Source organism: Nocardia gipuzkoensis, from assembly GCF_021183645.1.
In the GTDB taxonomy this organism is placed as follows: Bacteria; Actinomycetota; Actinomycetes; order Mycobacteriales; family Mycobacteriaceae; genus Nocardia; species Nocardia abscessus.
In genome coordinates, this window is record NZ_CP089225.1 from 1,708,410 (window position 1) to 1,722,448 (window position 14,039).

The window sequence follows — 14,039 nt, forward strand, 5'->3', positions numbered from 1 at the left end:
GCGACAGGGCGATCAGCGTTGCGTCGCCCACGAACTCTGGAGAGCTGCCAGTGCGTCCGCGTCGAGCCCGGAGGCGGACATCGGGGCGTGCTCTTGTTCGTCCACAGCGTCGTCGGGCGATACCGCGGGCGGATTCGCGATGGCCTCATCCACCGCCGCGGCCAATTCCGTGATGGTGAAGTGCTCGAATATCATCTGCGGGCTCAGCGGCAGACCGGCCTCCGCGGCCCGCGCCGCCCATTTGATGGCGATGACGCTGTCACCGCCGAGGCCGAAGAACCCGTCCTCGCGGCCGACCTCGGTGATGTCGAGCAGTTCCTCCAGGATCGCCGCCAAAGTGCGCTCGGTCTCGGTCTGCGGTGCGACGTAGCCGGATTCGAACGCGGCGGGCGCCGCGTGCCGGACCACCGAGCGGCTGGTGTCCCAGCCCTCCGGCAGGACGTCGAGCTCGCCGAAGGCCAGGTCGGGCTGTTCGGCGAAGGCGCGCAGCACCCCCACCAGCACATCGGCGAAGATCTCTCCGGTCTCCGCGACGTACAGATCCGGATTGACCACCACCCGCGCGACGAGGTCGCCATTGGTGTCCACCGAGTAGTCGAGGTGGAAGTCCATGAACGAGACGTCGTAGTACCCGGCGATACCGGTGAGCATGGTCGACCCGTCCGCGGTGAACGGCACGGGCACGGGGCGGTGCCGGAAGTGCATCATCACCTGGAACAGCGGATTGCGCGACAGCGAGCGGGCCGGATTGAGCGTCTCCACCAGACGTTCGAAGGGCACGCCCTGGTGACTGATCGCGTCGAGCGCCGCGTTGCGCACACGCTCGAGCATGGTGCGCGGCGTCGGATCGCCCGACACGTTGTGGCGCATCACCACCACGTTCGCGAACAGGCCGACGAGTTCGTCGGTGGTCTGACCGATCCGGTTGGCCACCGCGGCGCCGATCGCCACGTCCTCGCCGCCGCCGAGAATGTTGACGACCGCGGCGCTGACCGCCTGGCAGAGCATGAATTCGGTCGCACCGGCCTCCTCGGCCCTGGCGCGCAGCGCGTTCCAGGTCGCCGCGGGCAGCACACGGGCCGCGCTGAGCCCGTTACGGCCGAGGACGGGCGGACGCGGGTGATCGTGGGCGACGGCGATCTCGTCGGGCAGACCGTCGAGCGTCTTGCGCCAGTAGTCCAGCTGCGCCTGACCGTAGGCACTGACCTCGCGGTTGGCGCCGCGGTCGAAGATCTCCCGCTGCCAGATCGCGAAGTCGGCGAACTGGATGGGCAATTCGGCCCAGCCGGGGGCGGCCCCGTTCGAGCGGGCGCGATAGGCGACGGTCAGATCGTCCAGGAAGATCTGGCACGACCGCATGTCGGCGATGATGTGGTGCATCAGGATGGACAGCACGTGAGTCCGCGCATCCAGTCGCAGCACCCGCAACCGCACCATCGGCTCGGCGGCCAAATCGAAGACGTAGTCCCAGTCCGCGGCCAGCTCCTCCTGGAGCCGGGCGTCGACATCGTCGGCCTCGCCGATGTCCACGAGCGGAACCGGCACCGGCGCGGGCGGCGCCACCAGCTGATACGGCGTCCCTTCGTATTCGGGGAAGGTGGTTCGCAACGATTCGTGCCGGGCCACCACGTCATCGATGGCGGCGCGCAGCGCGGCCACGTCGAGCGGACCGTCGAAACGGACCGGGTAGCTGACGTTCTCGCCGTCGATCGCGCCCTCCAGCCTGCGCTGCAGCCAGTAGACCCGCTGCGAGTAGGACAGCGGGATTCGTTCCGGACGTTCCCTGCGCACCAACTCGGGCTTCACCACGCGTGTTTCGGCGACCGGCGCGGGCTCGGTGGCCTCGTCCTCGTCGAAGGCGTCGATCTCGTCGAGGTCGATATCGAACTCGTCGCGGAAGGCGGCGACCAGATGGGCGGCCAGCGCGGTGACGGTCGGCTTGTCGAACGGGACGCGCATGTCTATCTCGATGCCGAACTCGGCGCGGATCATGGTGATCAGCCGCGCCGCGAGCAGCGAATGGCCGCCGAGTTCGAAGAACGAATCGTCGGCGCCGACCCGCTCGCGGGTGAACAGCGTGGCGAACAGTCCCGCGATGCGGACCTCGGTCGGCGTCCGCGGCTCCCGGTACGCGCGGGCCTCGGCGAAGGCGGGCGCGGGCAGCGCTCGCTTGTCCAGCTTGCCGTGCGCGGTGAGCGGAACCTCCTCGATCACCGCGAAGGCCGAGGGAACCATGTATTCCGGCAGCGCCGCCGCCACGTGCGCGCGGACCTGGTCGAGATCTACCTCGGCGCCCGGAGCCGGCACGACGTAGGCCGCCAGGACCGGGCCGAGCATCTCGTGCTCCGCGACGATCACGACACAGTGCGCGACCGACGGATGGTCGGTGACGGTGGCCTCGACCTCACCGAGTTCGATACGGTGCCCGCGCACCTTGACCTGTTCGTCGGCGCGGCCGATGAATTCGATCTCACCCGCGGCATTGCGGCGGGCCAGGTCACCGGTGCGGTAGAGCCGCCCGCCCGCCAGGAAGGGATCGGCGACGAAGCGTTCCGCGGTCAGGCCGGGCCGGTGCAGATAGCCGCGGGCCAGCTGGCGTCCGCCCAGATAGATCTCGCCGACGACCCCGGAAGGCACCAGCTGCATGGCGTCATCGAGCAGGTAGAGGTACACATTGCGGTTCGGCAGTCCGATCGGCACGATGCCGTTGCCCTGCGGGCCTTCGACCTCCATGTGCGCCGAGCACACCACCGCCTCGGTGGGGCCGTAGTGATTGCGCAGGTCGGCGTCGAACTGGGCGGCGAACCGGTCGGCCACCTCGCCGGGCAGCGCCTCGCCGCCGACCGGAACGCGCCGCAGCGTGCGCCAGTCGTTCACCTCGGGCAGCACCAGGAAGGTGGCCAGCATGGACGGCACCATGTGCAGCACCGTGACGCCGTGACGGGTGACCAGATCCGCCACGTAAGGAATATCGCGGTAGGCGTTCGGCTTCGGAATCACCACGCGCGCTCCGGCGGTCAGCGTGACGAAGATGTCGAGCAGCGATGCGTCGAAACTCACCGAGGTCGATTGCAGTACCCGGTCCTGCGGGGTGAGATCCCATTCCGCGTTGAAGCCCGACAGGTGCTCGGCGATCGCCTCGTGCGGCACCGGAACGCCTTTCGGCTTGCCGGTGGAGCCGGAAGTGTAGATGACGTAGGCGGTATTCGACGGGTGCAGCGGCGTCGTGCGATCGGCGTCCACCGGGTCGCGGTCCGGCAGCGCCGCGGCGTCCTGTTCGGCCGCGGTCACCGCTACCGTGTCCAGCGTCAGCTTGGGACGGGCGTCATCGAGCAGATATTCGGTCCGCTCGGCCGGGTAGGCGGGGTCGATGGGCAGGTAGGCCGCGCCCGCCTTCTGCACGGCCAGGATCGCGACCACGAATTCGACCGATGTGGCCATACGCAGCGCGACCAGGTCTTCGGGGCCGACGCCCTGCCCGATCAGCCAGTGCGCCAGACGGTTCGCGTGTTCGTTCAGCGCGCGGTAAGACAGTTCGACCTCATCGGAGACCAGCGCGACGTTCTCCGGTGTCGCGCCGACCTGCCGCTCGAACATGGCGATCATGGTGGTCGGCTGCTCGTCGACGAGTGTGCCGTGCGAGATCGCAAGCAGATCGCGCCGCTCGGTCGCGCCCAGCAGGTCGAGATCGCGGATCAGCTGCGCGGGATCGCGCAGTGCGCTGTCGAGCAGCTGCACGTAGTGGTCGAGCAACTGGACCACCAGCGATCGTTCGAGTTCGTCGACCAGATAGGTGGCCTCCACGCGGGCGCCGGCGCCATCCTGGACGACCATCAGGCCGAGCGGCTCCTGCGCGACGACGCTGCCGAGGGTCAGTTCGCTCGCTTCGATGCCGGGCAGGTCGAATCCGTTGGCCGCGCCGCGCACACTGAAGCTGAGCTGGACCAGTTGTGCCATGGCGTCGCTGCCCGCCACCCGCTCGGGGCCGACCGCCTGGATCACGCGATCGACGCCCACGTCCTGGTGGGTGAAGGCGCCGACCACGGTCTCCTTCGTCCGATCCAGCAGCGCCGCGAAGGTTTCCGCACCGCGCGGCGTCGCGCGGATCAGCAGGGTATTGCCGAAATATCCGATCAACGCCTCCGCCCTGGCGTCGCGACGGTTGGTCACCGGCATGGAGACCAGGAAATCCGTGGCCGCGGTGTAGCGATGCACCAGCGCTTGGAACCCCGCGAGCAGCACCATGTACGGGGTCGCCGACTGCGCCCGCCCGGTCGAGGACACCAGCTCCATCAGCTCCCGCGGCAGTTCACGCACCACGCGGTCGGCGTTCTTGGACCCCGCCCCGCCCGCCCGGCGGCTCGGCAGTTCCAGCCGTTCCGGCAGGGGGGTCAGCGCGTCGCGCCAGAATGCCAGGCCGGCGCTCTCGTCGCCGCCGGATCGCCCGAGCACTTCGACGTCGACATACTGCGCCCTGACCTCGGGCAGATCACCCGCGCCACGGTAGGCCGCGTTCAGCTCGGTGAAGAACACCGGCCACGAGTCGTCGTCCCAGCCGATGTGGTGGACCACGAGGACGAGCACGTAGGACGCCGCGCCGACCCGGATCAGCGTCGGCCGCAACGGCAGATCGGTGGACAGGTCGAACGGGCGGGCGAATTCGCGCCGCGCGAGGACCTCGATCCGCCGCTGCAGCACGCTGTCGGGCAGGTCGGTGAGGTCGTGCCGCTGCCAGATGAGTGCGGCATCCTCGCGGGAGACCTGGTACGGCTCACCGTCGTCACCGACGTGATAGGTGGTGCGCAGCACCTCGTGCCTGGCGACGACGGTCGCGAACGCGGCCTGCAACCGCTCCGGATCTTCGAGTCCGTCGAGCCGGTAGGCCACGCAGACATTCAATGTGGTGTCGCTGGGATCGAGCCGCTGGACGAACCACATCCGCTGCTGCGCCGCCGACAAAGCGCTCGGCTCGCCGCCGCGCCGGGCCGGTGCGGCCTGCTCCCGCGGCGATGCCTGCACGCCCTGTTCACGCAAACGTCTCTGTAGTAACTGCTTGCGGCGCTCGAGAATGTCGTCTGCCATGTCCGTCCTTCGAATCGTCTGTCGGGCCCGATGTCCGGACATGCCGGACGAGCGGTGGTCTGGCGATCAGGTCACTGATCGGTGAGATAACCGCCGCGCGCGAAGAATTCGGCTCCGTCGTGTTCGGCGCCCGCCGCGGTGCGCACCCGGGTGATCACCAGCGCGCGGTTGCCGCCCCGGTGGGCGTCGGCTCCCGTCACCACCGCGCCGCCGCCCTCCTGCACGATCACGCGGCCGGGTGTGCCGCCGTAGCGCGCTTCGGAGACCCGCGCGGCCAGTACCTCGATGCGCTCGCCGCGGTAGTGGGTGAACGCGCGCGGGTACGGCGCGGAGAGCGCGCGCACGAAACGCTCCAGGTCCTCCGCCTGCCAAGTCCAGTCGATCCGGCTGTCGCGCTCGGAGCGCTTGTGGAAGTAGGTGCACTCGGCCTTGTTCTGCGGCCGCCACACCGCGGTACCGGAGTCCAGCGCGGCCAGCGCCTCGCCGAGCGCGCCGGGAATCAGTTCCATCCCGCGCATCACCAGTTCGGTGCCGGTATCGGTGGGGCCGATGGGAATCGAGCGCTGCACGAGGATGTCGCCGGTATCCAGACCCTCGTCCATGCGGTGCACGGTCAGGCCGGTTTCGGAGGCGCCGCTGATCAGCGCCCACAGCACCGGAGAGAACCCGGTGAACTTCGGCAGCAGCGAATCGTGCAGGTTCAGGGTGCCGTGCGGCGGCAGGTTGTACAGCTCGGCGGGCATCCACGTGTACCAGCTGTTCACCACGATGACATCCGGTTCGACCCGCTTGACGAGATCGATGGTCTCCGCGTCCGCCCGTTCGGTGAGGTGCACCGGAATCCCGTGTTCGCGCGCCAGTTCCTCGACCGAATCCGAGAAGATCGCTTTGTAGGACTGCTCGCTCGCCGGATGCGTGACCGCGAGCACCACCTCGTGTTCCGAGTCGATCAGGGCTTGCAGAGTCTTACGACCCCAGGTCTGGAAACCGAACGACACGATACGCATGAACCGAAAACCTTCCCTCAAAAAACAAAGGTTAGCCTAGCCTATCTCGGCCGTGCGCGCGTGCCGAACCTGATCAATCGACCGACAAGACCGCGTTCCCGCGTCGCGCCGCGGCTTGCCGGACCGTCGCCGTCTGGAGTACCCGGTCCGAAAGTGCGCCCAGGCAGCTGAGATTCGGAAAGCCAGGACCTTGGGCGAGCGCCGCCAGGTTCGGTAGATACAGCTTGCTGTCCAGGCCCGACACCGCGAGGTCGTATCCGATGGCGGCCTCGATCCGCGCCTGCGTCAGCTCGCCGCCCACCGCGAGCTCGAGCAGATCCGCGGCGTTCGCGTCGAACAGTTCCAGGAACCACAGCGGACGGCCGCCCGTCGCGTCGATCACCAGGTCGGCGGTGTGCACCTGATCCGGGCGCATCTCGTTGCGCAACGTCAGCGCGACGGCGCCGTCCTGATCCGCCACCCGGACCACACGGCCCTGCATGTGATGCACGCGATTGTCGGCGAGTAGGCTCTCCTGCACCCGAACCGAGAACACACCGCGATCGGTCCGCCTGATGACATCCCTGCGCTCATCGACGCTCAGCGCTCCCCATTTGATCGGGTCGCTGAAAAGCGAGTTCTCGAAATAACTCTCACCGCGGGTGTAGATCGTCGCCATCGGCGAGATCACCGAGATCGACAGCATGCCGTGGCGGATCAGTTCGTCCAGCGCCGAACCGGCGGTCTCGCCACCGCCGATCACGGCGACCCGGGAGGCGACGGGCAGACTGCGCTTACCCGCCAGATCCCAGAATTCGGCGATGCTGAGCACCTTGGGATGTTTGGTCAGCGCTTTCTCGCTGCGGCCCGGCCCGGTGATCATGAGGCCGTCCGCCTCGATCTCGGTCGGGCGGCCGTCCGCGTCGACCGCCGTGACCTGCCACCCGTCGGCCGCGGCCGCGATGGATCGCACTGCGCCGACGACGAGTTCGAGATCGATCGCACGAGCGACCCACTGCAGGTATTTCGCCCAGACATGATGCTGTGGACTCGGCCTGCCGCGGTCGATCCACTCGGCGTAGGTGCCCTGATCGACCAGGAACGAGGTCCAGCTGTAGGCCATCATGGCCTCGTTGATGGCCCGGTTGCGACCACGGGCCCACGTGGAGTGGTAGGGGAAGCCGATGTCCTTCTCCGGACTGGTGCCGAGCCGATGCTGCCCATCGGTCCAGCCACCGCTCGGCAGCCAATTACCGCCCACCGCGTGGGCTTCCACCACCACGACGCGCGGCGCGGGCAAGCCCAGTTCGCGCAGTACATGAGCCTTGGCCGCCACCGCCAACGCCTTCGGACCCGCACCGACGACAACAAGCGTTCCCACTGTTTCTCCCACTCTCGACTCGCGCCGCACCCGTGGGCACGCCCACATCGACCGAACCTGCGCGCCTATGTTTGCATAGCCTTACCTTACAGTGAAGGCGCGTGCTCCACTCGACCATGGGTGAGCGCACACCGGAATGATTGGAATGAACAGATGATCGGAATCAGCCGAAAGACCATCAGCGCTATCGCTGTTGCCGCCTCGGTCCTCACCGGCGCCCTCGGCACGGTCGCCATGAGCACGGTCGCCGAGGCCGCCCCGCTCGTCACCCCGCTGCGCGCCAAGGCGCCCGGCACCGGCGAACTGCGCGCCAAGATGGCCGTCCTGTTCAACGCGGGCGCTTCGCGCTCGGCCAGGGCCGCCGAAGTGGAGACCGGCGAGGCGGGCCTGCCCGCCTTCGATCGCGCCGCGGCGCTGATCTCGGTCGCACCCGCGAGCTGGCGCTGGGATGTCGTCGGCCCGGTGAGCGTCGACGGCGACGTGGTCTACGCCAAGCTGCTGACCTCGACCGAGGGCTACGAACCGTGGTACTTCGACGTGTCCTGGCGGCAGGTCGGCGGCAGCTGGAAGCTGACCCGGGAATCGGTGTGCACCATCGGCAATTTCGTCGGAACGGGCTGCTGAACGTCGACCGCTCCCACCGAAGTGCCCCGCCTCACGCGGGGCACTTCGGTGTTTCGGACCGAATGCCGCTACCGCGTGACCGCCAAGTATTCTTAGGCTAACCTCAGTTGCATGAGCAGAGGATTCAGTGGCGTCGTGGTCAAGGCGTGGGGCGGCAAGGACTACCGGCTCACTGTGACATCGACCGAAGAGGTTACGGACCATTTCGTGCGGCTCGGTTTCGATGCCGGTGGGCTGCTGGCCGATCATCCCGTCCATCCCACGCAGTGGATCCGCGTGTGGATTCCCGAGGCGGACAGCGACAAACTGCATCACCGGGCGTTCACCCTCGTCGATCCCGATCCCGCGGGCGACCGGTTCTGGATCGAGTTCGCCCTGCACCACGGCCCCGCCGCGGACTGGGCGCGCAACGCGGGCGTCGGTGATCCACTCGACGCGAGCGTGCTCGGCTCCAAATTCGCACTGCCGGAACCCGCGCCGAGCGAGTACATCGTCTTCGGTGACACCGCCTCGCTGCCCGCGATCAACTCCCTGCTCGACGCCATCGGCGACACTCCGGCTCGGGTCTGGCTGGAATGGCAGTACGAGTCGGACCAGACCCTTCCGGTGCGCAACAAGCCCCACCATCAGGTGACTTGGCTGCAGCGCGTGGACGACGGCCGGCTGATGCGCGAGCAGGCACAGGAGATCACCTGCCCCAAAGACGCATTCGGCTGGGTCGCCTGCGACGGCGCCACCACGCGCTCGATCGTCAAGAGCCTCAAGACCACCCACGGACTGCCCAAAACCGCGATCAAGTCCCAGGCGTACTGGAAGTAGCCACACCCCGGCCCCGAACGACAACGCCGCCCGCTACCCGAGGTAGCGGGCGGCGACGTCTCTCCGGACCGTCAGACCGCGGCGGGTTCCAGACGCCAGCCCGCGGCGCGGGAGCGTTCGTTCCAGAAGTCGGCATAGCGACCCCCGAGTTCCAGCAGCTCGTCGTGCGTGCCACGTTCGACGATCCGGCCGCCGTCGACGAACAGGATCTGATCGGCGTGCGCGATGGTCGCCAGTCGATGCGCGACGACGATCACCGTCTTGCCCCTGGTCACCTCGTGCACACCGCGCACCACCACCGCCTCGCTGTGCGGGTCGAGCGCGCTGGTCGCCTCATCGAGCAGCACGATCGGGGCGTCCTTGAGCAGTGCACGGGCGATCGAAACCCGCTGCCGCTCACCGCCGGACAGCGCCGCGCCGCCCTCGCCGACCGGTGTGGCCAACCCTTCGGGCAAGCGCTCGACGATCTCGTCCACGCTCGCGGCCTGCGCGGCACGCCATACCTCGGCATCGGTCGCCTCCGGCTTGCCGATCCTGATGTTGTCGGCCACCGAGCGATCGAACAGATAGACGTTCTGGAAAACCAGGGAGAGCTGGTTCAGCAGCGTCGCCGAGGGTTGTTCGCGCACGTCGTGTTCGCCCACCACGACGCGACCGGAGTCCACGTCGTAGAACCGGGCGGCCAGCCGCAGCAGGGTGGTCTTCCCCGCGCCGCTGGGTCCGACGATCGCGGTCGTGGTACCGGCAGGCACACTGAAGGTCACCTCGCTGAGCACCGGCTCGCCCGGACGGTAGCCGAAGCTCACATTGTCGAAGACCACCGCGGGCGCGCCCGGGGTCACCGGTGCTTCCGCCTCGGGAAGAACGGGTTCGGCAAGCAGATCGCCGACCCGCCCGACGGCCGCCGCCGCGGCGCGCAACCCGTTGCCCAGCTGGGCCGCCTGATTCAGCGGTTCGATGAACCGCGAGCTGACCGCGATCAACGCGATCGCCGCCGCCGCGGAGATCGACCCTCCGGTGGCCCTGCCGACTACGACGTAGGCCAGCACCAAGAAGACCGCCTGGACCGACAGCGCGAACACGATCAACCCGGGAACCGCGGTGAACACCTGACGCGCGGTCGCCGACCGCTGCCTGCGCAGCGCCGCCTCCAATGCCCGGTTGCCCGCGCCGACGGCGCCGAAGGCCCGCAGAACCGGCTGCGCTTGGGCGAATTCGAGTACCCGGGCGTCGGCCTCGGCCGCGGCGGCGTGGGCCTGTTCGTCGGAGCTGCGGTACGCGCGCGAGGCCAGTCCGTTCACCAGGAACAGGACCGGCGCCGCCAGCAGCATCGCCAACGAGATCCGCCAGTCGATCAACAGCATGCCCACGGCGACGCCGAGCGGAACGACGATCCCGTTGAGCACCCGGGCGACCAGATACGCCACGGCGCCTTGGATTTCCCGCACGTTCTCCACGGCCATGCGCGACAGCGGGCCCGCGCTGTGGGTTTCGAACCAGCCCAGCGGCAGAGCGTTGAGATGATCGCCGATCCTGGTCTGCAGACCGCGCTGCATCCCCACCGCGATGCGCAGACCGACCGAGGTCTGGAAGTAACCGAAGATCGCCATGGCCGCGACGGCGATCGTCATCAACAGCGCCCAGGTCCACGCCCGGCCGAGATCGCCGTCGAACAGCGACTCGAGCACCGGCACGAGCAGCAGGTAGGCGACGGACTGGCTCAGCGCCTGGGCGATTATCACCGCCGGCAACGTGGGGGCGAGCCCGGCGTATTCGGCCGGAACGAGTCCGAGAAGCTTGCGAATCATCGAGTCTCCTCGCTTTCCACGAGCGCGACCGCGTCCAGCGCCGCCTCGTTGATCTCCCAGAGACGCTGATAGGTGCCGCCGGCGTCGCGCAAACTCTGGTGGTCGCCCTGTTCGACCAATATTCCGTTCTCCAGCACCAGGATCCGGTCGACGCCGGTGATGGTGTGCAAGCGGTGCGCGATCACCAGGACGGTACGTCCGGCGACCAGCGCCGCCAGCGCGTCCTGCACCGCGGCCTCGGACTCGGGATCGGCGAACGCGGTGGCCTCGTCCAGCACCAGTACGGGGCTGTCGGCGAGCAGCGCGCGGGCGATCGAGAGCCGCTGCGCCTCGCCGCCGGAAAGGGTCGCGTCGACGCCGATCTCGGAGTCGTATCCGCGCGGCAGTGACATGATCCGGTCGTGGATCTGCGCGGCGCGCGCGGCGCGCGCGAGTGCGTCGTCGGTGGCGTCCTGCCCGGCCATCCGGAGGTTGTCGCGGATCGAGCCGCGGATCAGTCGGACGTCCTGGAAGACGAACCCGACCGTTCGATAGAGCTCTTCGGTGGAGTAGTCGCGAATATCGCGGCCGCCGATGGTGATCCGCCCACCGGTCACGTCGTAGAACCGGGGCAGCAGCTTGGCCAGCGTGGATTTACCGGAGCCGCTCGGACCGACCAGCGCGGTGAGAGTGCCGGGAGCGAGTTCGAGATCGATGCCGCGCAGCACCTGGCGATCGTCGCGGTAGCCGAAGGTGACCGACTCGAAGCGCACCACCCCCGCCCGATCCGGAACTCCCGATTCCGCCGCCGTCCCGGCCGCCAGTTCGGGAGTCTGCTGCAGTTCGTGCAGGCGCACCGCGGCGGCGCCCGCCGCGCGCAACGCCTGTCCGCCGTAGCCGAGACCGAGCAGCGAACCGCCGAGACCGAGTCCGACGAGCAGGAACGGCAGCACATCCAGCGGCGCGACCCAATCGAGTCCGACCGCGGCGAGTCCGGACAGCACGATCACCAGCATCATGAAGACCGGCGTGATGACGATGTCGGAGACGGCCTGCAGCCGGATCATGGGCGTCTTCCACCGGTCGAACGCACGGGCCTGGGCGTCCACCGCCTCTTGATATTCGGTGTGTGCCTTGCCCGCCTGCCCGAAGGCACGCACCACCTGGATGCCGTCGACGAATTCGACGGTGCTCTCCTGAACGCGGTTCTCCCACCGGGTGTATATGGCGAGCCGGTCGCGGCTGTCCTGAGCCATCATCCTGCTGAGCGCGACGGCGTAGATCACCAGCGGGATCAGCAGTACCAGGGTGAGCCGCCAGTCGACACCGAACAGGTAGCCGAGGGTCACGATCGGGACGACGAGCGCGCCCACGAACTCCAGCCTGGCGTGCGCGACGAGATAGTGCAGTGCCTCGACGTCGTCCTGCAGGTACTTCTTCACCTCGGTCGAGTTCCGGTCGCCGAACCAGCCGAGCGGCACCCGGGTCAGCTTGGCCGCCAGCGCCCGGCGCACGTCGAGCTGATACTTCCCGTCGAGCAGATGCGTCCAGGTCAGCGCACCGGCCTGGAGCAGGGCGCGCACCACGAGGACCAGCACCGCGATCGTCAGCAGACGCCACACCCGATCGGTGTCCACCTGCTCGTCCAGTAGTTCGCGGCAAGCCTCCACGATCAGCACGAACGGCACGACCGTGCACACCGACGCGACCGCCATCACGACGCTCGCGACATTCAGCGGACCGCGCACGGGCGCGAGGATCTCTTTGCGTGCCTGCGCCTCCCGGCGCTTGCGTTCTTTCTCGACCGCCTTCGGCGGCCGGTTTCCCGTCTCCGCCCCCGGCGGCGCGACCTCCACCGTCATCTGTCCTCGCCTCCCGACCTTCCCGGCGCAGCGCGCCGACATCCACCCATCGTCATCACAAGGAAGGCTAGGCTAACTTACTAAGATGCGATAGAGCTGGACCCCGCCCACCCCGGAGTTGTCCTCCCCGACTTAGAGCGTGTCTCACGTGGCTGATTTCGCGAGTTTCTTGTAGCAGGTCAGTGTCGCGGCAAGGGTGAGCAAGGCGAGGAAGTGGGTGGCTTCGCGGTCGTAGCGGATGTTGAGGCGGTGGTAGCCGGTCAGCCAGGAAATCGTGCGCTCGATCACCCACCGGTGGCGGCCGAGGCGCTGGGAGGATTCGGTGCCTTTGCGGGCGATGCGGACGCCGATCCCGCGGTTTCGCACCCATTGCCGCAGCTCGGCGGTGTCGTATGCCTTGTCGGCGTGCAGCTTGCCGGGTTTGCGTCGGCGCGGGCCGCGCCGCGATCGGATAGCAGGAATCGCTTTGACCAGAGGCCGCAGCGCTTCAGCGTCGTTGGTGTTGGCGGCCGAGATACCCACCGACAGCGGGATTCCCGCGCGGTCGGACAGCACGTGGATCTTCGAGCCGGGCTTGCCGCGATCAACCGGGCTCGGGCCGGTCAAAGGTCCCCCTTTTTCGCCCGGACACTCGCCGCGTCGATGACCGCTCGCGACCAGTCGATCAAGCCTGCGCCGCCCAGCTCATCCAGCACGACGCTGTGCAGACGCCGCCACAGCCCGGCTTTGGTCCACACACTGAACCGGCGATGCGCCGTCGGCACGGTGACCCCGAACGAGGGCGACAGCATCCGCCACGCACAACCGCTGGTCAGCACGAACACCACCGCGGTGAACACCGCACGCTCATCAACCGGGGCGGTGCCACCACCCTGCGGACGCGCAGTGAACTCCGGAAGCAACGGCTCGACCAGGGCCCACAACTCGTCCGGGACCAGACGTCTCGACAACTCATCGACCACGAGTCGAACATCATGCAGCACATCACATTCCGGCACAACGCGAACGAATTACAACCACGTAAGACACGGTCTTATTTCGGCAATGTGCGAAAACCGTTTCGGACCCGAGGTTTTCGAACTGCCGACGCACCGGGGAATCCTCCGTGAACGGCAGTACATCCTGGTGCGATAGCCCGTGCACATCGCTAACTTCGAGCGAAAGCGGAACTATCGAGGCGCAGGAGTATCGAATATGTATGGCACGGAGATGTTTTCGGTTCTGTCGAATTGCGCGCGCGACCCCGGCGACCTGACCGCGGGGCAAGCGCACCGCGCCATGCAGGTCCACCTGGATTGCAGCGTCGAACTGTGCCGGGTCCGCCGCCGCGCGCGCAGGACGCTGGTCGAGGCTCGCTTGATGGTGCTGGACGAGCGGGCCACCCCGTAATGGAACGCGTCGCGCGGTCGTGCCTGCGACTGCCCGGACGAGCGCAAGCCGCTTCCCGCCTACCCGATCGGCTGCTGAGCGGCGAGCGGAATCGTCCGGGGTGCCGCGG

The 14,039-nt window shown here is 68.1% G+C and carries 9 protein-coding genes; 3 read left to right on the forward strand and 6 right to left on the reverse strand.

Features of this window, described 5'->3' with window-relative positions:
* Window positions 1-12 precede the first annotated feature (12 nt).
* The 3 genes from LTT66_RS07795 to LTT66_RS07805 all read right to left on the reverse strand — a co-directional run bounded on the left by LTT66_RS07795 (window position 13) and on the right by LTT66_RS07805 (window position 7,497).
* Complete coding sequence (locus LTT66_RS07795; protein ID WP_233065546.1) at window positions 13-5,082, reverse strand: non-ribosomal peptide synthetase; 5,070 nt, start codon at window positions 5,080-5,082, stop codon at window positions 13-15.
* 71 nt (window positions 5,083-5,153) lie between these two features.
* Window positions 5,154-6,089 (reverse strand): methionyl-tRNA formyltransferase, encoded by a 936-nt coding sequence (locus LTT66_RS07800; protein WP_233065548.1) that lies wholly within the window; start codon window positions 6,087-6,089, stop codon window positions 5,154-5,156.
* Window positions 6,090-6,162: 73 nt separating this feature from the next.
* A complete protein-coding gene (locus LTT66_RS07805) occupies window positions 6,163-7,497 on the reverse strand; it encodes a SidA/IucD/PvdA family monooxygenase (protein ID WP_408638755.1) in 1,335 nt (444 codons plus the stop codon).
* A 105-nt stretch (window positions 7,498-7,602) separates the two neighbouring features.
* On the opposite strand from LTT66_RS07805, the gene LTT66_RS07810 reads away from it, so the two are divergent.
* Both LTT66_RS07810 and LTT66_RS07815 read left to right on the forward strand, forming a co-directional pair.
* Complete coding sequence (locus tag LTT66_RS07810) at window positions 7,603-8,073, forward strand: hypothetical protein (RefSeq protein ID WP_195098924.1); 471 nt, start codon at window positions 7,603-7,605, stop codon at window positions 8,071-8,073.
* A 111-nt stretch (window positions 8,074-8,184) separates the two neighbouring features.
* Window positions 8,185-8,892 carry a siderophore-interacting protein gene (locus LTT66_RS07815; RefSeq protein WP_233065551.1) on the forward strand — a complete coding sequence of 236 codons (708 nt, stop codon included), beginning with the start codon at window positions 8,185-8,187 and terminating at the stop codon, window positions 8,890-8,892.
* A 71-nt stretch (window positions 8,893-8,963) separates the two neighbouring features.
* Here LTT66_RS07815 and LTT66_RS07820 read toward each other — a convergent pair whose 3' ends face one another.
* The 3 genes from LTT66_RS07820 to LTT66_RS07830 all read right to left on the reverse strand — a co-directional run bounded on the left by LTT66_RS07820 (window position 8,964) and on the right by LTT66_RS07830 (window position 13,503).
* Window positions 8,964-10,700, reverse strand: coding sequence for an ABC transporter ATP-binding protein (locus LTT66_RS07820; protein ID WP_233065553.1), 1,737 nt, complete (start codon window positions 10,698-10,700; stop codon window positions 8,964-8,966).
* A complete protein-coding gene (locus LTT66_RS07825; RefSeq protein ID WP_233065556.1) occupies window positions 10,697-12,541 on the reverse strand; it encodes an ABC transporter ATP-binding protein in 1,845 nt (614 codons plus the stop codon). The genes LTT66_RS07820 and LTT66_RS07825 overlap by 4 nt, the downstream gene beginning before the upstream one ends.
* 144 nt (window positions 12,542-12,685) lie before the next feature.
* A protein-coding gene (locus tag LTT66_RS07830; RefSeq protein ID WP_408638756.1) for an IS5 family transposase occupies window positions 12,686-13,503 on the reverse strand; the annotation gives its coding sequence in 2 pieces (ribosomal slippage) (window positions 12,686-13,147 and window positions 13,150-13,503; 816 coding nt in all).
* A 247-nt stretch (window positions 13,504-13,750) separates the two neighbouring features.
* On the opposite strand from LTT66_RS07830, the gene LTT66_RS07835 reads away from it, so the two are divergent.
* Window positions 13,751-13,930: a hypothetical protein gene (locus LTT66_RS07835; protein ID WP_181725700.1), complete on the forward strand. Its 180-nt coding sequence runs from the start codon at window positions 13,751-13,753 to the stop codon at window positions 13,928-13,930.
* Window positions 13,931-14,039 lie beyond the last annotated feature (109 nt).